At 64.7% G+C, this 20728-nt stretch carries 19 protein-coding genes; 7 read left to right on the top strand and 12 right to left on the bottom strand.

What is annotated here, in order from left to right; genetic code table 11:
- Positions 1–24: 24 nt before the first annotated feature.
- The 3 genes from KA184_08155 to KA184_08145 form a co-directional block, all read right to left on the bottom strand.
- Positions 25–399 carry a LysR family transcriptional regulator gene (locus tag KA184_08155; protein MBP8129542.1) on the bottom strand — a complete coding sequence of 125 codons (375 nt, stop codon included), beginning with the start codon at positions 397–399 and terminating at the stop codon, positions 25–27.
- A complete protein-coding gene (locus tag KA184_08150) occupies positions 399–581 on the bottom strand; it encodes a hypothetical protein (GenBank protein ID MBP8129541.1) in 183 nt (60 codons plus the stop codon). The genes KA184_08155 and KA184_08150 overlap by 1 nt, the downstream gene beginning before the upstream one ends.
- A gap of 79 nt (positions 582–660) precedes the next feature.
- Positions 661–2556, bottom strand: a complete 1896-nt coding sequence (locus KA184_08145) for an aldehyde ferredoxin oxidoreductase family protein (protein ID MBP8129540.1) — start codon at positions 2554–2556, stop codon at positions 661–663.
- Between the two features lie 224 nt (positions 2557–2780).
- Here KA184_08145 and KA184_08140 point away from each other — a divergent pair, with 224 nt between their 5' ends.
- Complete coding sequence (locus tag KA184_08140; GenBank protein MBP8129539.1) at positions 2781–3875, top strand: hypothetical protein; 1095 nt, start codon at positions 2781–2783, stop codon at positions 3873–3875.
- Here the strand turns inward: KA184_08140 and KA184_08135 are convergent.
- From KA184_08135 to fbaA, 7 genes are all read right to left on the bottom strand, one after another.
- A complete protein-coding gene (locus KA184_08135; protein MBP8129538.1) occupies positions 3859–5223 on the bottom strand; it encodes a glycoside hydrolase family 28 protein in 1365 nt (454 codons plus the stop codon). The genes KA184_08140 and KA184_08135 overlap by 17 nt on opposite strands.
- Before the next feature lie 44 nt (positions 5224–5267).
- Positions 5268–5900, bottom strand: a complete 633-nt coding sequence (locus tag KA184_08130; protein MBP8129537.1) for a methyltransferase domain-containing protein — start codon at positions 5898–5900, stop codon at positions 5268–5270.
- Positions 5901–6097: 197 nt separating this feature from the next.
- A complete protein-coding gene (locus KA184_08125; GenBank protein ID MBP8129536.1) occupies positions 6098–7567 on the bottom strand; it encodes a sulfatase in 1470 nt (489 codons plus the stop codon).
- A gap of 4 nt (positions 7568–7571) precedes the next feature.
- Complete coding sequence (iolC, locus tag KA184_08120; protein MBP8129535.1) at positions 7572–8594, bottom strand: 5-dehydro-2-deoxygluconokinase; 1023 nt, start codon at positions 8592–8594, stop codon at positions 7572–7574.
- Between the two features lie 27 nt (positions 8595–8621).
- Entirely contained in the window at positions 8622–9506 is an 885-nt protein-coding gene (iolB, locus tag KA184_08115) for a 5-deoxy-glucuronate isomerase (GenBank protein ID MBP8129534.1), read from the bottom strand.
- 16 nt (positions 9507–9522) lie between these two features.
- On the bottom strand, positions 9523–10113 hold the full coding sequence (locus KA184_08110; protein ID MBP8129533.1) for a DUF2179 domain-containing protein: 591 nt from the start codon (positions 10111–10113) through the stop codon (positions 9523–9525).
- Between the two features lie 22 nt (positions 10114–10135).
- Positions 10136–11164, bottom strand: coding sequence for a class II fructose-bisphosphate aldolase (gene fbaA, locus KA184_08105; protein MBP8129532.1), 1029 nt, complete (start codon positions 11162–11164; stop codon positions 10136–10138).
- A 206-nt stretch (positions 11165–11370) separates the two neighbouring features.
- Between fbaA and rhaM the strand changes: the two genes are divergently transcribed.
- A complete protein-coding gene (rhaM, locus tag KA184_08100) occupies positions 11371–11712 on the top strand; it encodes an L-rhamnose mutarotase (GenBank protein ID MBP8129531.1) in 342 nt (113 codons plus the stop codon).
- 14 nt (positions 11713–11726) lie between these two features.
- Here the strand turns inward: rhaM and KA184_08095 are convergent, their stop codons facing one another.
- Positions 11727–14321: an alpha-mannosidase gene (locus KA184_08095; GenBank protein MBP8129530.1), complete on the bottom strand. Its 2595-nt coding sequence runs from the start codon at positions 14319–14321 to the stop codon at positions 11727–11729.
- A gap of 541 nt (positions 14322–14862) precedes the next feature.
- On the opposite strand from KA184_08095, the gene KA184_08090 reads away from it, so the two are divergent.
- From KA184_08090 to KA184_08070, 5 genes are all read left to right on the top strand, one after another.
- Positions 14863–15819 (top strand): glycosyltransferase family 2 protein, encoded by a 957-nt coding sequence (locus tag KA184_08090; protein MBP8129529.1) that lies wholly within the window; start codon positions 14863–14865, stop codon positions 15817–15819.
- Between the two features lie 25 nt (positions 15820–15844).
- Positions 15845–16564 (top strand): 4Fe-4S ferredoxin, encoded by a 720-nt coding sequence (locus KA184_08085; GenBank protein ID MBP8129528.1) that lies wholly within the window; start codon positions 15845–15847, stop codon positions 16562–16564.
- An 84-nt stretch (positions 16565–16648) separates the two neighbouring features.
- Positions 16649–17113 carry a cytochrome c nitrite reductase small subunit gene (gene nrfH, locus KA184_08080; GenBank protein MBP8129527.1) on the top strand — a complete coding sequence of 155 codons (465 nt, stop codon included), beginning with the start codon at positions 16649–16651 and terminating at the stop codon, positions 17111–17113.
- Positions 17114–17201: 88 nt separating this feature from the next.
- The gene (locus KA184_08075) at positions 17202–18668 is read left to right on the top strand and encodes an ammonia-forming cytochrome c nitrite reductase subunit c552 (GenBank protein MBP8129526.1); all 1467 of its coding nucleotides are present in this window, start codon (positions 17202–17204) and stop codon (positions 18666–18668) included.
- 3 nt (positions 18669–18671) lie between these two features.
- Positions 18672–19415 (top strand): class I SAM-dependent methyltransferase, encoded by a 744-nt coding sequence (locus tag KA184_08070; GenBank protein ID MBP8129525.1) that lies wholly within the window; start codon positions 18672–18674, stop codon positions 19413–19415.
- Here KA184_08070 and KA184_08065 read toward each other — a convergent pair.
- A partial coding sequence (locus KA184_08065; GenBank protein ID MBP8129524.1) for a leucine-rich repeat domain-containing protein occupies positions 19358–20728 on the bottom strand: 1371 nt, incomplete at its 5' end. The genes KA184_08070 and KA184_08065 overlap by 58 nt on opposite strands.

Below are 20728 nucleotides of genomic sequence, written 5' to 3'. Positions count from 1 at the left end.
GGGTCCGCCCGGCAGGCAAAAAGCTCATGACTGCATCCTTTTCATCCATCGGGCGAAGGACCGTTCCATGTTCCGCCCGCACTCGGCGCGCAATCGCGCGAATTCGGCCAGCCATACGCGGCCCGTTTCGCTGAGCCGGCTTTCGCCGCCTTCCGCGCCGCCGCGCCGCCGTTCGAGAAGAGTCAAGCCCAACGCCTCTTCCGCCTCGCGCAAGTCGCCCCACGCTTTTCGATAGCTGATGCCCAGCGCGCCGGCCGCGGCGCGGAGCGACCCGGCACGGTGAATCGCAGCGAGCAATTGCCACCTGCCTTCCCCGAAGACCCCTTCGCCGTCCAGCGTCAGCCACAATTTGAAACCGATTTGTATCCCGGAGGGCACGGTGCGTTTCGCGGGCGCCATCAGAAGCATCCCAATTGACAGCGCGTGATTTTCACGTGCTGTTCGTCGCAGGCGCGCCCCACCTCGGCCACGGGCACGGCCAGCCGCTCCGCAATCGCGAACGCTTCCGCGCACGGCAGCTCGGCTGACCCATCTCGCTCATGCGCGGCGGCCAGCACCGCCGCGGCCACTTCCTCCCGCATCGTCATGAATGCCTTCCCTCGTTATGTTTGGAGCTGCATATCGCCTGCCCGGCCGACCCGCGTCTGTAGCGGGGGCGGGTCAACCGATGCGCAGCCGTTTCTTCTTCCGTTCCGTGGGCACGCCGCAGGCGTCCCAGCCGCGAATCCTGTAGTATTGCCGCTTCATTTTGCCGAGCGGCACGCGCGTGCGCAAGTCGCCCTCGACTTGCGGTTCGTCGGTGAGCCGTTTGGGCAGGCTGTCGTCCGCCGCGGTAAGCCCCAGGCGAATATTGAGCAGCCGTTCAAGGTTGAAGCCGCGTTCGCCGATGTCCTTCAGTCTGCCGACGGTCATCTTCATGCCCGTGACGGCGCTCAGCGCCTTCGTATAGGGGAACAGCGGCAAGTGAATCGGCAGGAACTTGCCCGGCAGTCTGTTGAGCAGGTTTACGCTCGCGCCCGAATAGGGCAGAATCGCGTTGACGATCCGTCCGGCGAGGCTGTCCTGGTGCGAAATCAACCAGCCCGGATAGAATGAGAACAGCGGGAACAGACAGCACCCCGCCGCGGACACGCCTTCCATGAGATTCTGGTTCAGCACATTCAGCGCGGCTTTTGCGCGCGGGGTGTAAGGGTTCATGCCCAGCCCCAATCCTTCCATGAGCGCCATGTAACCCGCGTTCAGATGACAGCCGCCGCGGTTCGCCGTGGCGTAGCCGAGCCCCTGGCCCACCGCGCCGCGCGGCTCGTAGGCCGCAAGCTCCAACCCCTTCGCATTGATGGCGAATTCCGCGCCGCCGAAACGCTGCGCCAGGCGTTTTGTGCCCTCCGCAAGCAGGTCGCCGATGCCGCGCCGGTACGCGATGTCGTGCATCACGTCGGAGAGATTGTCTGTCTTCCCGAATTCAAGGCCGCAATCCCAAAGCCTCTTTTCCTGGAGTTCCATGGCAAAGCCGATGCTGCCGCCCGTGCTGATCGTGTCCATGCCCAGTTCGTCCAGTTCGTAATTCCACTTCAGGATGCGTTCGAGGTTGTTGTTCTCCAGGTTCGGGCCAAGCAGGCCCAGCGTTTCAAGTTCCGGGCCTTTCACGCGCTTGCCGTCCACCTCGACGAGCCGTCCGCATTTGATGATGCAGGTCGTGCAACCCACGTTCCGAATCAGGTGCTTTTCCGCCAGCGTCTGGCCGGAAAGCATTTCATAGTCCCGGAACTGGCCGTACTTGTAGTTGTGCGTGGCCAGTAACCGGCGTTGCTGCATGAGGCGCAACAGAAATCCCGTCCCGTATTTCGGCAAGGCCTCGCCCGTGAGCGGATGGCTCTTCAGCAGCTTCACCCAGCCGCGCACCACTTTCTTCAATCGTTCGCGGTTATGCACGGAGGCGCTCTTGCCGCCCGTCGCGGTAACGGCTTTGAGATTTTTTGCGCCCATGACCGCGCCCATGCCCGCGCGGCCCGCCGTGCGGTCGCCGCTGAACACGCAGGCGTAGCGCACCAGATGCTCGCCCGCGGGGCCGATGACGATCTTCCCGCGGCTCTCGCCCAGCGCCTCCTGCGTTTCGCCGGTCGTTTTGCCCCAGAGGTCCCCCGCATCGTGAAACACGACGTTGTCTTCCGTGATCTCAATCCAGACCGGCACGGACGCCTTTCCCGTGATCACCAGCGCGTCGTAGCCCGCCTTTTTCAGCCTGAGGCCAAAATCGCCGCCGCAGTTCGAGGACGCGCAGAAACCGGTCAAGGGCGAAACCGACGAGATGTTAAACCGGCTCGACGACGGCACGGATGTGCCCGTCAATGGTCCTGTCGAAACGACGAGCACGTTATCCTGCGCATAGGCGTCCGTGCCCGCAGCGATGTTGTCGTACAGAATCTTCGCGGCCATTATCTTGCCGCCCAGATACAACGTGCGGTCTTCATCCGTCCAGGGATACTCGTCCACTTCCCGCGTGCGAAGGTCGACCCGCAATACCTTCCCCGCATAACCGCCGTATTGACTGCACACGATACAGTTCCCCGATGATTCGACAAGTCCGCGCTCTGGCCGGTCCCTTGAGGAAACGTCCCGTTTCCCAAGCCCCACTCTAGCACAAATCGCTCGCCCGCCCAATGCCAGGGCGCGCCCGGCGGCGTTTGGAATACCCCGGCGCTGGCACGGGTCGTGTTAGACTTGACGCGTGCCCAGGACGGATGGCGGGGAGAAGAAGCAACCGGGAAATGATGCGTGATATGACGTTGTTTGCGAGTACTCTTTTGCTGTTGGCGCTTCCCGCGCAGGTTTGCGCTGAGACCCCCGGGACGCGTCCCGTCGTCGGCGCCATCCGTTGGGACGCGTGGCACGGGCCGGCGTCCGAAGTGGGCCTGACCGTGGAGCGAACGCTCGCCCCGGAACAATGGCACTATCGTGTGCCTTTTTTTGGCAAGGTGGTGGGCGATAACGCGGTCGAGGCGCGCGGCAATACCCAGCAGATCATGGACCGGGAAATCGCGTATGCGCACGCGGCGGGACTCGACTACTGGGCCTTCGTCGTCTATCCCGAGGACCACGCGCTGAGCCTTGGCCTGCGGAACTATCTGTCAAGCGCGCACAAATCGGACATCCGTTTCTGTCTGAACCTGCAAGGCGGATGGGAGGGCAGGGGCGGCGCGGCCGCGTGGCCCGGCAAGATGCAGCGCTACGTGGCCGCTTTCGGGGATCCGGCGTATCAAACCGTCCTGGAGAATCGCCCTCTGGTGTATCTCTACAGTGTGGGCGACCTGGTTGGCTCCGGCCGCTTCGAGACGTGGGCGGACGCGCGCGCCGCCTTTGACCAGCTGCGCGCCGCGGCGCAAGAGGCGGGAACCGGCAACCCGTACATCGTCGCGCAGGGGTGGTCGCCGGACCTCCTTAAAGAACAGCTTGAGACGCTCGGCTTGGACGCGATCGGCGCGTATGCGTCCAACGGCGGCGCCAAGGGGGCGCCCTATGCCGCGCTTGCCGCGCACACGGAGCGATGGTGGGACGCCTTTCGGGCAACGGGCTGCGAAGTGGCGCCGCTCGTCAGCGCGGGTTGGGACATGCGCCCGCGCGTGCAGACGCCCGTTCCGTGGGTTCGCGGAGGAGACATCGAGCAGTATTACGAAACGCCGCAGCCCCAGGAATTGGCCGGGCACCTCGAAAAAGCGCTGCAATGGTGCAGGCAACATCCCGGCGCCGCGAAGGCACAGGCCGTGCTCATCTACGCCTGGAACGAATTCGACGAGGGCGGCTGGTTATGCCCCACGTTGAGCGAGGGCACGGCCCGGCTGGACGCCATCAGCCAGGCGCTCAATGCCGCACCGTAACGTTTTCCATCTGGAATCCCTGCAGATGCGCGGCATCCATGCCTTCTTCGGCCGCTATCGAGAGGTTTTCCATGCGGATATCCTGCACCGGGGCCTCGGGCAGACCTTCGATGTTGATGGACTGCCGCGCGCCTTCCACGCTGATATTCCGGAACGAGATGTCGCGGAACAGCGGCGCTTTACCCTCCGTGGTGCCCATCCAGGCGCTGTAGGCGGTTGAAATCTGAATCGCTTCCGCGGCGATATTCCGCATGAGAATGTCTTCAAACCACAGCTTCTCGACCACGCCGCCGCGCCCGCGCGTCGATTTCAGGCGAATACCCAAGGCGGTGCCGTCATAAATGCAGGAATGGACGTAGACATTCCGGATGTCGCCGCTCATGTCGCTGCCGAATACCGCGCCGCCATGGCCGTGCGCGGTGCGGATGTAGCGGATCACCACGTTCTCCGTGGGCTTGCCCACGCGCCAGCCGTCCTCGTTCATGCCCGATTTCATGCAGACGCAATCGTCGCCGGTATTGAGAAGACAATGCTCGATGAGCACGTTGGCGCTCGAATCCACGTTGATGCCGTCGGTGTTCGGTCCGCCCTCGGTCATGACGCGGAGTCTACGCACCACGACATGGTCGCAATAGACCAGGTCGATCGTCCAGAAGGGTCCGGGTTCCGCAATCGTGAATCCTTCGAGCAGCACATGAGAACAGTGAATCGGACTGATGAATTGCGGGCGAAGGCCCGCTTCCACGGCGCCGTAAACGCGGTCTTCCGGCGGCACGCCCTTCAGTATCTGTTCCTTGTACATGAACATGGCGGTGTCCGACTGGCGTTCGGCCCAGGTCCACCAAGGGCGGCCGTTGCCCTCGAGCGCGCCCGGTCCCGTGATGGCGATGTTCTGACAATCCCTCGCATAAACGAGTGGGGAATAGTTGTAACATTCGAATCCGGCCCAGCGTGTGAACACCACGGGGAGATAGTCCCGCGGGTCGTCCGAAAACCGCAGCACCGCCCCTTCCGCAAGGTGCAGGTTGATGTTGCTCCGCAGATGAATGGCGCCGGTCAGCCAGAGCCCCGCCGGGCACAGCACAACTCCTCCGCCCGCCTCGGCGCATGCATCGATAGCCGCCTGGATCATCCGCGTGTTCTTTACCACGCCGCCCGGTTCCGCGCCAAAATCCGTGATCGGGAAAACCGCATCCGGGAATACGGGCCGGTCAAGCTGCGGCATTGCAAACGGGGCGTGAATCGGCGCAATGACATCGGGCGCTGCTTCCGGGCCGGCCAGGGCCTGCCAGTCTGCCGCCTGCGCATACCCCACGCCGCAGACCGTCACAAGAATAACAAGCCGCATAAATCTGTGCCCTCCCTGGAATCTGCCATTCACGTTCCGGCAATTCAGCCCGGGTTCCGGCGCATCTCGCCCGCAGCGCCTTGTCCGGGTTTGTCGGCGATATAGAAACCAAACCATTCATGGAAATGCCAGGCGTTCTCGATATGGAAACCAGCCGTCTCAAGGCCGCTGCAGAACATGGCGTGATCGAATGGGTCGTCTTCCGGGTGAACTACCAGGCGGCGAATCACGGGATTGAGAACAAGCCGCCGCAGCCCCTCCTGCGCGTAGAGACGGCCGCCGGGCTTCAATACGCGGAAGATCTCGCGCAGTGCATGCTGCCAATCGGGAATGTGATGTATCACCACGAAATCAAAAACGGCGTCGTATCTGTTGTCGGGTATGGGAATGGCCGTGGCATCGCCGCGCCAGAGGCGGACCGTGTCTTTGCGCGGGCGAAGCCGGCGCCTTGCGCGGCGGAGCATGGCCGGGTCGATGTCGAAAGCGTGTACCCGCGCCGCGCCGAAGATGTCCGTGATAGCCGCGGCGCCCACGCCCTGTCCGCAGCCTATTTCAAGGGCAAGCTCGCCCCGGACTTGCCCGCCCATTGCCAGGAGCCGCCGTGCTTCAAAATGGCGAAGCAGAAATGTGTCGAAGGGGCTGTTCACCAGCACGCGTTCGAGCCAGTTGAGGCGCATTGTCCCGCTCCCTCGCTTTCAGGATGAGGCATGGTACCACAGGCGCGCCTTGCTCGCGGTGTCTGTGCCCGTCTCTCCGCCGTTGCAGGGGAGGAATCCTTGTGAGCATCTGCGTGCGTCGCGCCGGTGCGAGAGGGAGGAGAACGCGACGGCCAGGTATTTGCGCCCGCCTGCAATGGGATTCCCGGGCCCCGCTCTTACGGCGTGTACGGCACTGTGCCGTTGGCGTCGACGTGATAACCCCAACGCCGGATGTAGATATCGCCGGCGAGGAATTCGTCGCGCCGTTCTTCGAGCACGTGGTCGAGTGCCGCGTTGAGTTCTCCTTGGACAGCGGCGAATGCCGGGTCGTCGCAGCGGTTCTGCTGCTGGCAGGGGTCGTCCTCGTTGTCGTAGAGCAGCCACGGCCCCTGCAAGTCGCGCACGTAGGTGTAGCGTTCGGTGCGCAGGCCGCGGTACTCGCGTCCGCCCTTGGCGCGCGTCCATTCGCCGAAGGGCGCATAGCAGGCGATGAGCGCCCCGGGCCCGCCCGGCGGCGGCCCGCCATCCCAGTAAGCGGAAAAGTCGCTGCCTTCAGCCGTAGGCGGCGGCGCGACCCCGCACAGGGCCAGCAGCGTCGGCATGAGGTCCGGCGTGCTGACCGGATGGCTCCGTTCCCGGCGGGTGTGTCCCCATCGCGCCGGAAAACGCACGAGCAGCGGCACGCGCACCGCCTCGTCCCAGGGGCGCTGCTTTCGCTGTTCACCTTGGGAGCCCAGCATGTCGCCGTGGTCCGATGTGAACACGAAGATAGTGTCTTTCTCCAAGCCGGCCTCGCGCACCGTGTCCAGGAGGTCGCCCACGCATTGGTCGAGCGCGGTGCAGTGCGCATAGTAGCCCGCGAGGTCGCGCCGGGCCATCTGTTGCGCGGCTTCGGGCACATTGGGACGCAGCACGAGCGTCCCGGGCTCGTAGAGCGCCCGAAAAGGCTCTGGCGCGGTCTCGTAGGGGTTATGCGGCGGTCCCCAGGACACAAACAGGGCAAAGGGCCTTTCCCCGGTTTCTTCGCGGATATACCGCTGTGCTTCGCGCGTCTGCGCGATGGCGTCGTAACCCTCCCACTTCAGCGGTTCCCCCGTGCCGGCGAAGTACGCGGAGTTGTTGTAGTCGTGCGTGCATTCTTGCGCGCGCCAGAACTGGAACCCCTGGCGGCGCTCCGGCGGGATGAAGTTCGAGCGGCCGTGTCCGTCCAGGTGCCACTTCCCGATGTAGGCCGTCTGATAGCCCGCCGCGTTCAACGCCTGCGCGAACGACACCGCCTCCGTGTTCAGGCACACGTCGTTCAGAAACACGCCGTGCTTCAGCGGGTACCGGCCCGTCATCAGGCTCGCGCGATAAGGCGAACACACTGGGCATCCCGATACCGCATTGACGCAATTCACGCTCTCGGACGCGAGCCGGTCGAGGTGCGGCGTGCGTGCGTTCGGGTCCCCCGAATACCCCGTGGCCTGTGCGCGCCACTGGTCCGCGAACACGAACACGAGATTTGGAGGCACGCCGTCCTGCACGGGTTCAGCGGCGGAAAACGCGCCTGACGCCGCCCAGACTCCGGTGGCCGCCGCCCCGAGGAACGTGCGCCGGTTCACGCCACGGGAACCCTGATTATGACGGTCCGTCCCAATCTTCATATCGCTAAAAACCGCCACATTGGTCGATAAACGCCGCCATTTCGTCAAAAGTCGGCATGAAATTCGCGCAGCCGTGCCGCGTGACCACGATCGCGCCGCACGCCGTGCCCATGCGCCCGGCCCGGTACCAGCCTTCGCCGCGCAGGTAGCCGCAGAGAAACCCGGCAGCGAACGCGTCGCCCGCGCCGAGGATATTGTAGACCTCGACGGGGAATCCGGGGCAGTCGATGCGCTCGGGGAGACCGTCGGGGCGCGCAAGGTGGATGCGGAGTCCCTCCGCGCCGCGTTTCTGCAACAGCGCCTTTGGCCCAAGCGCGAGCAGGGCGGCGATGTTGGCCTCGATGTCGCCGCCCACCTTGGTATCGGAGACTTGTGAATGGGTCAGCTTGATCTGGGCGGGGTCCTGGAGCAGGGCGGCGTTGATCTCGTCTTCCGTGCCGAGGACGATGTCGACGAGGGGCAGCATGGCGCGGGCCATGACGCCGAACGCGCGCGGGTCGTGCCACTGGTCGGGCCGGAAATCGATATCAAAGACGACCTCGACGCCCGCCTGCCGGGCAAGTTCGGCGGCGAAGAAGGTGGCGCTTCTGCTGGGCTCGCGGCTGAGGTTTGTGCCGGCGAACTGGAATACGCGGCAATCGGCCAAAGGCGCGGCCAGCACGTCGTCGATGGTCAGCGCGATATCCGCGCAGTTCTCGCGGTAGTACACGAGCGGGAACTTGTCCGGCGGCTCGATGCCCAGGACCACCGCGCTGGTGCGGCGGTCGCCTTTCACCGGGATAAACTGCGTCTCGACGCCTTCCTTCCGCAGAAAATCGAGGATGAAATCGCCGACCGGGTCCGCGCCGACGGCGGTCAGCAGCGCGGGTTTCAATCCCAGCCGCCGCAACCCCACGCTGATGTTGGTGGGCGACCCGCCGACGTACGCGGCGAAGCTCCTGATTTCGGGAAACGGCGAGCCCACGTCGTTGCTGTAGAGGTCAATAGAAGACCGCCCCATATGCAGGCTGTCGTAGGAACGGGACATAACGCTTGGCTCCTTTTGCCGCCGGGCCTAATACAAGGGCAGCCGGTCATCCGCGCCGCGGTATGTGTGTTTGACCCAGCCATATCTTGGGTCGTCGCGGTTGGCCAGGCATTGGGCGCTGCCCGCCAGCACATTGAGATAATACGTTGTGTAGCCGGGCGGGCTCACGACGGGATGGTAGCCTTCCGGCACGAGGACGGCGCAGTCCTCGACCGGCATGAGCACGGCATCGATGGGCGCGCCCTGCTGATGCAGCGGGCAGCTCGCGTCGGTGTAGACGCGCTGAAACGCGTAGCCCCCGGGCAGATCGAACTTGTAGAAATAGACCTCTTCGAGGTCCGCTTCGACGAGAGCGCCGCGTTCATCCACGAGATGCACATCGTGTTTGTGCGGCGGATAGCTGCTCCAGTTCCCGCCAGGCGTATACACCTCCACGAGGACCAGCCGGTGCACGGGCGAGCCCGGGGGCAGCAGGTCGTTAATCTGGCGGCTCACGTTGTCGCCGCCGCGGATGGAAACGCGAACGTCCCCAGGCTGGATGAGCCACGGGTCGTTGTCCTGGTCCGTGGGCACCCATGCGGCGGCGAATTCCCCGGGCGTTTCCGCGGCGACGGTGAATTCGGTGCGGCGGGGGAGGTAGAGCGCGTGCGCGGCGCCCGCGAACGGGTTGGCCCGCCCGCCGAAGCGCCACGCGCCGCGGTTTGACGTGACCGCATAGGCACCGCTGAAATTCACGAGCGCGAGTTCGTGCTCGCCGGTGGCAAACGTCCATTTGGCGCCCGCGCCGAGCCGCCGTGCCTGAAAATGGATGAACTGCCAACCCGCGCGCGCGGGCGTGATGTTCAGGATCGCGTCCGGGTCGGCGGGGTCGGATTCCGGCCGCACCAGCAGCGTCGCCGTCGTGTACTGCATGTCTTGTATCCTCCCGTTACCGGCCTTTGCGGATGCGCCACGCGCGGAGGCCGCGGAACCGCGCCGCGCGGGGCGGCGCGCCCGCGAAGAAGCCGCCGCTGGCCGAGCGCACATCGTTCACGGTGATGAACGCCTCCGGATGCGTTTCGCGAACAATGGCCAGCACGTTGTCCAGGTTCTTCCGGCGAATCACGAGAATCGCGATGCGCACGTCGCCCTGCACGCCGCGCGCCGCGACCCTGGTCAGCCCGAATCCCGCGTACTGCAGCCGGTCCAGCATGTCCGCCGCGTCTTCCCGGGTTACGACCCAGAGGGAAAGCAGGCCCATGGCCAGCTTGTCTTCGATGATCAGGCCGACATAGTTTCCCGTGGCGTAGCCCAGCGCGTAGGCGAGGTAATTCTGCCATGACGTCAGGTTCTGCATGATCTGGCTGATGGCGAGCAGCCAGATGAGCACTTCGAAGAAGCCGCAGAGCGGGGCCAGCAGGCGCATCCCGCGCGACAGGAAGATGATGCGCATGGTGCCGATGGACACGTCCGCGATCCGCGCCAGAAAGATGAGCACGGGAAGCAGCCAATAGCTGTGCTGGCCGAGTAGTTCCGTCATGACTTCCGCGCCGGGGCCCCGTTCACGATGCCCCGCTCCTTCCCGCGCTGCCGAGCACGCGGCACGCCTCGACCACGCGCGCGGCCATGGCCTCGCGGCCCTTCTCGAGCCACGTGCTCGCGAGGTAGTCCTGTTTCACGCCGACCTCGCCGTCGATGCGCATGACGCCGTCGTAATGCTTGAACATGAAATCGGCCACGGCGCGCGAGAACGCATACTGCGTATCCGTGTGAACGTTCATCTTCACGACGCCGTATTCGATGGTCTGGCGGATTTCCGCGCCGGAGGTGCCGGACCCGCCGTGGAACACGAGCCACATCCGCGCGTCCGGGCCGTGCTTCGCCATTACCGCCTGCTGCCCCGCCCGGAGGATCTCGGGCCGCAATTGCACGTGACCCGGCTTGTAAACGCCGTGCACGTTGCCGAACGTCGCGGCCAGCATGAACCGCGCGCCTTCCACCTCGCTCAGCGTCTCGTAGACCTTCAGCATGTCCTCCGGCGTGGTGTACAACTGCTTGTTCGCCGCGCCGGCGCCGCGGATGCCGTCCTCCTCGCCGCCGACGACGCCGGCCTCGACTTCGAGGATGATTTCATTGTCGCGGCACAGTCTCAACAGTTCGACGGCGTGTTTGAGGTTTTCCTTCAACGGCAGACCGCTGCCGTCGTACATGTGGCTCTGAAACAAGTTCGGCTCGCCTCGCGCGCGGCGGCGCGCCGTCTCCGCGATGAGCGGGCGCAGGAATTCGTCGACCTTTTCCGTGGGGCAGTGGTCGGTGTGCACCGCGATGGGCACAGCGTATCGCGCGGCGATGCGGTGCGCGTGTTCCGCGAGCGAGACCGCGCCCAGCACGGCGTCATTTATCCGCCCCGAGGCGCAGCGGCCCGCGGCGAGGGAAACCTGCACGATTCCGGGGCTGTCCGCCGCCGCGAAACCCTCGATGGCGGCATTGAGCGTGTCGACCTGCAGCACGTTGATGGCGGGACAGGCGAAACGCCCGGTTAGTGCCCGGTCCAGCATCCCGCAATAGGCCGCATGGTCAACGACAGGCATCACATACTCCCTCGGATTCGGGCGCGCCGCGCCGCGCGCAACCGATGGCCGCGCGCAGGGACGCAGTCTAGCAAAGCAACGGCTTGAGCGCCAAGCGCGCGCGTACGAAGCGCGATGTGGGGAACCGCTTGCGCAGGACGGCGGATTGTGTCTACAGTGCGGGCGCCGGCCGTGGCTGGTCAGCGCGACAAAGGAGGGACAGCAAGATGCAGCGTGCGGTTTTTACCATGAAGCTGAAACCAGGATGCGCGGCGGAGTACCGGAAGCGGCATCGGGAAATCTGGCCGGAATTGCTGGAGGCGTTGCGGAATGCCGGGATGCGCTCCTACGGCATCTATCTCGAAGAACTGACAGGCACGCTCTTTGCCGTCCAGGAACTGGCGGACAACCACACCATGGCGGAACTGCCGCAACAGGAAATCATGCAGCGCTGGTGGGCGCACATGGCAGACCTCATCGATACGAACGCCGACAATTCGCCCCTGTGCCGGCCGCTGGAACCGGTGTTCCACATGGGCCATGAGCCGCCGCCGCAACGCGCCGAATAGCGCGCTTCGACCGCCTATGCTGGCGGGACGTTCTCGATCACGGTATTCACGGCGCCGTGCCGCAGGATGACCGTCTTGACCTCTCCCGGCGCGAACTCGAACGGGACCGCATTGTCCTTGGCTTCCACGTCGCGCAGGGTCGTCTGCTCGAGATGGTCCGTCTCGATGGCCCGCAGCAGCCGGAACGGCGTGGTCAGCACGCACGACGCCGCACGGCCCGAGGTCTCCACGAGCCGGACCACTATTTCCCCGTCCGACGTCCACTCCGCCTGCGGCATCTTGACCACGGACACCATGACGTCCGGGTGCGACACGCGGAAGAAGGACAATTCCGGCGGCAGCGCGTAATCGTTGCTGCGGGAAAGGTAGTCGCCGAGGCGCCCGTCGTGGTGCGGCTCCTGCGCCGCGATGAGCGGATTGTTCAGCGCGTACGCCTGGCGCACCGTGCCCGCGTCGCGCCAGGGTCCGGCATGGGGATACAGCGCGTACCGTAACCGGTGCGCGCCTTCGTCCATGCGCGGGTCCATGTCGTGCGCGCCGCGCAGTACGCCCATGCGCAGAGATGCGCCCTCCAGGTAGAACTCGTACCGGCCGTCGTTCAGCAGGCTCACGCCGCAGTCTGTGTTCGAGAGGTCGACCCAATTGTGCGCGCAGCGGCGTGTTCCATCGCTCGCGGCCTCCTCGAAACCGTACGGCAGTTCGACGGCCCCCGCGCCGCCGTTCACCACCGTTGGAAAACGCACGAGGAGCGTGGCGTCCCTGTCGTGCCAGTCCGCATTGAAGACGAATTCGACCCGGGGCGCGCCCGCGCAAAGGACCACATCCACGTCGAAGGTCGAATCTTCGGAATGGAATGCACGGCGCAGCACGGCCCGTACCGGCCCCGTTTCCACGAGCCGTGGCGCGCCCGCCGCCTCGAGTTCTTTCTCGCTGCCGTCGAAAACGGCCATCCAGGAAGAACTCACGTTGCCCTCGCGCATCAGGCTGAACACGTTGCCCTCCCCGCTCAGCATCTCGCGGTTCGCGGTCTTGTCGAATATGCCGGCCACCGTGCCGGTCTCCGTGAGGTTTACGCGCAAGTACTCGTTTTCGAGCGCCGTGACGGACGCACGGAGCGCCGTCTCGAACGCGGGGGTCTGGCCGGGATATGCCCGAACCGTCTTGTACCCGAGGGACGGCGCCTGCTCAACCAGAAGGAGAATGCGCCACTGCCTGCGCTCCGCGTCCAAGCCCAGCACTTGATACGGCATTTCGACGCCGTCTTTGTCGCGGAGCGCAAGCGTGTCCACGGGCTCCACACAGCGGATAACCGCCTCGACGACATCGGTTCTGTCCCAGGAGAGGGGATTGAAAACAACCAGCGGAATCCCGTCGCCGCGCGTGTCGATGCGCCCGGCAATGTGCTCGATACCCTGGTCCAGCAGCGCCTGGCCTTCCGCGAGCACCCACGTCAGTTCCGCGCGCGCATCGTCGCACGCCCGGCCATTGCTTGTGCCCGCGATGATGTCGTGAAACTGGTTGAACAGAAGGCGTTTCCAAACCTCGGCGAAATCGACACGCGGATAACTGGGCTTGCACTGGTAGCACGCACCCAGGGCCGCGAATTTCTCCGCCGTCAGCAGCAGGTGCTCGCATTGGCGGTTCAACTGTTTGAGCCCGGCCTGACTGAGGAACGGCATGCCTTCCAGGGCGCCCAGCGAGCCGCGATGCACGGGAAATGCGCCGCCGTGCGGGTCGACGTGTTCCCGGAAATACGTCTCCGGCCTGCCGTAGCTGACCGCGGGGCCGTTGGCCGTCCGTTCCAGCGCGCGCTTCCGTTCCACGTCCTTCATGCGCGGCCCGCCGCCATGGTCCCCCGTGCCGAAGAGCACCATTGCGTTCTGCACGCCGCATGCGTGCTTGAACCAGTCCTCCATCCCGCGCAGCACCCGCGGCGTCAGCTTGCCTAGTTCAAAATCGTACGGCAGGGGCAGCGAATAGGCCAGGATGCGCGTGCCGTCCCTGCTTTCCCACCAGAAGACCGGCATGTCCGGCGGCGCCCCCCGCATGAGGACGTAGTACTTGATGCCGCACCGGCCCAAAATGGCCGGAAGCGTGCCCGCGTGACCGCAGAACGAATCCGGCACCCACATCACGGCGTCGGGCGGCAAGCCGAATTCCTGGCGCAGGAACTGCGCGCCGGCGAGCCGCTGCCGGATGAACGATTCGCCCGACGGGAAGATCACGTCCGGCTCCGACCACATGCCGGCGACCGGTGCCCAGAGGCCCCCGGCTATCTCTGCCTTGATCTCGCGGTACAGGTCCGGATAGGCGCGCATGACCGCGTCGTAGAGCGCCATCTGGCTCTGCACGAAAGTCAGGCCGGGTTCCTGCCGCATCACCTCCAGGACGCCCAGGAACGTGTCCCGCGTGATCCACGACACCGTCTCGTTCCAGCGCCAGCGGTAGGCAAGGTCGATGTGCGCGTGCCCCACGAACGTCAGGCCGCGCGCGATCGCGGGAGTCCCGGTTTCCCCGCCGCCGTTCTCCTCGGCCGGCGGCGGTTCGGGGGGGGCGCTGGCCGCGGCCGTCAGCGCCAACAGCAGTGTGAAGGGGAATGCTACGCGCATGCCATCGTCTCCCGTGCGAGAAACGCAAGCATATACCGGGTCTCAGCGGGATTCCAGGGACGGCAGCGGCCAAGGACGATTACCAAGGAAACGACGGAGAGAACCCAAGGGAGCGTTCAAGGACAAGCAGCTTGGTTCACGCCGCCGGTGTCCTTTTCGTCTTCTGCGCCGTCCAGTTCTTGTGCTCGGCTTGACGCGTCCCGGTATGCAATCCGGCGGAGACAGTGCCTAACCATGGGAACCAACACACAGAGAAAGGGAAGACTGCCGTGTTTGAGCCGATAAACCCGCCCCGGCCCGGTCACGAATCTCGGTGTCACCCAGCCGCGCGACGGCCGTCTCAAGATGATCGTGAACGAAGGCGAGGCGACCGCCGGGCCGGGGTATTTCGCGAAGGCGGGTGCTCGCGCCTTCCTTCCGGGCGGGAAGCGGCCGCGGCCCCAAGCCGGAATTGCGTTGCCCCGGCGCGTTCAGGCAGGATGCGCGGCGGCCGGCAGGCCAGTCGATGGCCGGCAGAGACCTGCCGCAAGGTGGAGCATCCGTGGTTCAGCTTCGCGTCCTTATCACCGCGTACAATCGCGCCGACTTCCTGAACCGGTGTATTGCGTCCGCGCTGCGCGACGCAAACGAGATGCTCGATATCCGCGTGCTTGTGATGGACAACGGCTCTACGGACGAAACGTCTGAAGTGGCCGCGTCGTTTGGCGAGCGCGTGCAGGTGCAACGCACTCCCGATAACCGTCACATTGTCGAGGTGCTGAATCGCGGCATGACGACGCTCCTGGCTGATGGCGCCGCGACGCATGTGCTCGTGATGAACGACGACACGGAACTTGCCCCTGGGTCGGCCGAGTGTCTTGTAGCCGCTTCCGATGCGCGTCCCTGCAGCTTGTTTACGCCGCTGCAACTCAATTTCCGCGAGCCGGGCAGGATAGACAATAACGCCTACAAACACATACTGCGGGCGCGCGAGCTTATCGAAGACGCGGTACTCGGCCGGCCGCTGCGCCAGACCTACCCGTTGCCCACCATTATCGGCGCGGCCATTTTTGCGCGCCGGGACGTCTGGGAACTGGTGGGCGAATTTGATCCCCTGTTCTGGTTCTACGGTATCGACGACGACCTGTGCGCACGCGCGCGCTGGCTGGGTTGTGAGATTCTGCTTGCCCCCGGAGCGTATCTGTATCACGCGCATGGCAAACTCAGCGAGCCGCCCGGGCCGCGGGACACGCGCGCCGTCTTTCACCGCTGGCGGAATGAAACGCAGGCGCGGTATCTTTTTCTGCTCAAGGATCCGCACCACGGCCTCTCCCGCAATGTGTTGCGCATGCTGGCCGCCGCAACCGGGACGAGCCTCGCCTGCGCCATGGCGCCGTGGCCCCGAGGCGCGTGGCATGCCTTGAACATCGCCGCGCACTGCCTCGCCCGGCTGCCGCGTATCGCGGCAACGCGCCGCCGTCACTTCGATCCCGCGCGCCGTCGCGCGCAAGACGAGTGAAGGGACCCTTTCCAGGAGAACCGTCATGAAGATGATGCGGAAAATTGTGCAAATCGACGAGCGCCTGTGTAATGGCTGCGGGAAATGCGTGCCCTCGTGCGCGGAGGGTGCGCTCGTGATTGAAAACGGAAAAGCGCGGCTGGTGGCGGACCGTTGTTGCGACGGGCTCGGCGCGTGTCTCGGCGAGTGTCCCACCGGCGCGATTCAGGTCATCGAGCGTGAAGCCGAACCCTTCGACGAAACGCTCGCGCCCGCGCCGGCTGCCGCGCCGCGCGGCCACGCCTGCCCCGGCGCGCAATCGCGCGTACTGGCAGGGACGCCCGCGGCGGCGCCGGCTTCCGTTGAAAAGAAGCCGTCGGCGCTGGGCAACTGGCCGGTCCAGATTCGTCTTGTCCCGCCGGGCGCCCCGTGGCTGCAAGGCGCGCATCTGCTCGTGGCGGCGGATTGCGTGCCCGTGGCGAGCCCCGCGTTTCACGATACGCTGCTCGCGGGCAAAGTCGTCGTGCTTGGCTGCCCCAAGTTCGACCCCGCGGGCGAATACGCGCACAAGTTCGGCGAGATCTTCTCCGGGTCTGAAATAGCGCGCGTGACGGTCGCGGTTATGGAAGTGCCCTGCTGTCAGGGGCTGCCGCGCATCGTGCAGGCCGGCATGGCGATGGCGGGAAAGGCCGTGCCGATGAACGTGGCGGTCATCGGATTCGACGGCGCCGTTCGCGAGACGCGGCAGGCCGGGGGCCCGCCTTGACGCATCGGGGGCGGGCTTGGTATTAGTAACGAAGTCAACAGGGGGCCTCGCGGGAAAACCGGTCATACGGGAGCGGTCGGAGGCATGAAAAGAAACGCTGTGATCGGAGCGGCGCTGGTTTCGTGTGTCGTGACGGGCGCGCTCATGGGCGTTGGGGGCTACACGTTCCTATATGCCAAGGGCGCCTCGTATCTGACCAACGACCCGGCCGCCTGCGCCAATTGCCATATCATGCGCGACCATTATGACGCGTGGCGCAAGTCGAGCCATCACGCGGTGGCCGTCTGCAACGATTGCCACACGCCCCACAACTTCTTCGGAAAGTACTATACGAAGGCGCGTAACGGCTATCACCACTCCATGGCCTTCACGACGGGCTGGTTCCATGAGCCCATCCAGATCACGCCGGTGAACAAGGCCATCACGGAGGAAGCGTGCCGGTATTGTCATCAAGACATTGTCGAGGCGATGGACTCGAGCCTGGCGCACGCGGAGCAGGTGTCCTGCATCGCGTGCCATCGTTCGGTCGGCCATATGGAATTGGACTAAACCGGAATTCAGCCGGAGGAGAAGCATCGTGAATGGAAGTCATACTGCGCCGGAAGGCAGCGGCCCGGCGGGCACGCCCCGAAAGCTTCTGCCCGCGCTTGTTGTGACCATCGTCGTGACGGCTCTGGTCGTCTTCGGGGTGACCGCCCTGTTGGTCAACATCTTCGAAAGGCAACAGGAAGCGCGCAACCCCTTCTTCCGCGTCGTCGAATTGACCGACGAGACGGAAGACCCCACAGTCTGGGGCAAGAATTTCCCGCAGCAATATGACATGTACCGGCGCACCGTCGACATGGTGCGGACCCGCTTCGGCGGCAGCGAGGCGTTGCCGCGCACGCCGGACCAGGCGGACCCGCGGTCGGTCGTATCGCAATCCCGAATCGAGGAGGACCCGCGTCTCAAGCGCATGTGGGCCGGCTACGCCTTCGCGATCGATTTCCGGGAGGAACGCGGCCACGCGTACATGCTCGAGGACCAGTCTTTCACGCAACGGCACCAGAAACCGCAGCCGGGCGCGTGCCTGCACTGCCACGCTTCGGTTTATCTGCCCTACAAGCGCCTCGGCGACGGCGACCTAATCCGCGGCTTCGAGCGCATGAACGCGATGCCCTACGCGGAAGCGCGCAAGCTGGTCGAGCACCCCGTGTCCTGCATCGATTGCCACGATCCGGACACCATGCAGTTACGCGTGACGCGGCCCGGCTTCATCGAGGGCATCCGTGCGTGGAAGGCGTCGCAGGGCGTGCCCGATTACGACGTGAACGCGTCGGCCACGCGCCAGGAGATGCGGGCTTTCGTATGCGGCCAATGCCATGTCGAATACTACTTCAAGGGCGACGAAAAGCGCCTGACCTACCCGTGGTTCGGCGGCTTGCTCGCGGACCAGATTCTGGCGTATTACGACGAGACCGGTTTCCAGGACTGGCAACACGCCGAAACTGGCGCGCCCATGCTCAAGGCGCAACACCCCGAGTTCGAAATGTGGAACCAAGGCATCCACGCGCGTTCCGGCGTCGCGTGCGCCGATTGTCACATGCCCTACACCCGCGTGGGGGCGATGAAGGTCAGCGACCACCACGTGCGCAGCCCGTTACTGAATATCAACCACGCGTGTCAGACCTGCCACAAGCTGTCCGAGGACGAACTGCGCGCGCGCGCCGAAAATATCCAGTCGAAGACATTTGAAATGCGGAATATGGCAATGGACGCGCTCATCGCGCTTATCGACGCGATCAAGGCCGGTCAGGACGCGGGGTTGCCCGAGGCGCAGCTCGCGCAGGCGCGCGATTATCAGCGCAGGGCCTCGTTCTTAATCGATTTTGTTGAGGCGGAAAACTCGACCGGTTTCCATGCGCCGCAGGAGGCCGCGCGCGTGCTGTTCCTGGCCATGGACCATCTGCGGCACGGGCAAATCGCGCTGACCTCGTCGTCCGCGGTTGCCGTGCGGCCGGCGCAAGAGCCTGCCGCCGCGCCCGAGGCCATGGCGCCGCCCGCGGCCAGTGCGCCCGAAATGCCTGTACCCCAGGCCGAGGCTCCGGCCGGGGCGGCATCCTAGGTCATGCCCGTCTTCACTTCGACTGCGCCGTATTACGATGCGCTCGCGAGCAAGGCGGGCCGCATTGAACGGGAACGCCCGCTGCTTCTGCGCTTGCTGAGGGAAGCGCCGGGCGGCAACGTGCTGGAGCTCGCGTGCGGAACGGGGTTGCATGCGCTGCTGCTCGCCGAAGCGGGCGCGACGGTCCTGGCAACCGACCTCAGCGCGGACATGATCGATTACGCGCGCCGCGTTCGCCCGCATCCTCATATCACGTATCGTGTGGGCGACATGCGGCGGATTGAAGGCGGGCCCTGCGATTGGGCGTTGTGTCTGGGCAATTCGTTGTCGCTCATTGCAACCGAGGCGGACCTCGATACGGTGTTTTCGGGGTTGCGCGCTGCGCTGTGCCCGAACGCATTGTGCTTCGTGCAGTTGCTGAATTACGCCGCGCCTTCGGCGCAGCAGCCCCGCCACCGCATCGAGCGCGCCACCGTGGACGGCGCGCCGGTCATCGCCGTGAAAAACCTGGTTCCCGACGGCGCACACACGCTGCTGAACCTCAGCTTCTTTGTCGGGGCGGGCTCGGGCCGGACGAGCGTCAGCGAGACGGCGGTGCTTCGCAACTGGACCGCGGACGAAATCAGCGGCGTGGCGGCGGGTCAAGGGTTCAGCGTGCGTGAGACGTTTGGCTCGTTTGACGGAAGCCCCTACGACCCGGCCAATGCGCCGGATCTCTTGATATTGTTCGTCAGGAAGGCGGCGTAAGAGGGAATAATCCGGTCGGGCCGCACGACCGCCCCGCGCCCGCCCAGGCACTCGCCGTCGAACGTGAGCACCTGCACGCGCGCCGCCAGCAGCGGAATATCATTACACAGCGCATTCTGACTGAGCGGGTTTCCGCGAAGATATAGAACGTCCCCTGCGCCAATACCTGGATTCGACACAAGCGCGCTTACCTCATTGATCTGGTTCTGCGCCAGCGCGACCGTGCTCAGGTCATTCAATCCTGCCAGCGGCGAAAGGTCGGTAATCTGGTTATAGCTCAGGTATAGATGCGTAAGCGCCGTCAGGCCGGAAAGGGCCGTCACGTCGGCGATTTCCTGGTCGGACAAGTAGAGATGGGTGAGCTTGGTCAGCCCGGCCAGAGGCGCGATATCGCTGATGGTCCCGCCAAAGAAATAGCTGGCCGTGATATTGAGATAACGTAACTGGATCAGCGGCGCGAGCGCGTCCACCTCGGCGACGCGATTGGATGACAGATCGAGCCGCTCGAGCTGAACCATTCCGGAAAGAGCGTCGATATTCGTGATGCTGTTCGAGTCGAGGTACAATTCGCGCAAGAAAACGAGCGGCGCCAGCGGGCTGATATCCGTGACCCGGTTGGCGCCGGCATTCAAATACTCCAGACCGAGAAGCGGCGCCAGTGCCTGCACGTCGCTGAATGCGCAGCCCCGGAGATCGAGGAGGTAAAGAGTGGCCGTCGGCGGCAGAGGTGAAATGTCGTCTACCTGATTGAATGCAAGCGTCAACTCGAACAGCGATGACATGCCGCTGAGCGCGCCAATCTGCTTTATCCGGTTCTGGGTGAGATATAACCGCGTGAGCCCGGTCAGGCCGGTCAATGGAGTAATGTCCGCTATCTGATTCTTGGAGAGGTCCAGATATTCCAGGCTCAGGGCGCCGGTCAACGCGCCGATGTCCGTAATCGTGTTTTCGCGCGCCTCAACGCGGAGCAACGCCGCCGCTGACGGCAACTCATCCAGCGTGGTCAATACGTTTTGAGAGACGTCCAGCGCAACCAGCGCGGTCAGGCCGCTCAGTGCGGTTAGACTGCTGACTCCGCACTTGCGCAGAACCAACTCCTCCAAACCGGTGAGGGCCGCAACCGGGGTCAGGTCGGGCAAGGTGTTTTCGGAAAGGTCCAGCCAGAGGAGATTCGGCAACGCCTCTAATGGCGAGATATCCGTAATCGCATTGCGCGCGAGGTGGAGTGCCTGGAGTGACGGCGCAGCGGGCAAACCGTCCAGCGTCGTCAGCTCATTACCGTCGGCATTGAGTTCCTCCAGGTAAAGCAAGCC

The sequence above is a fragment of the Candidatus Hydrogenedentota bacterium genome, from assembly GCA_018005585.1.
In the GTDB taxonomy this organism is placed as follows: Bacteria; Hydrogenedentota; Hydrogenedentia; order Hydrogenedentales; family JAGMZX01; genus JAGMZX01.
This window is presented reverse-complemented; position numbering and strand designations above follow the sequence as displayed.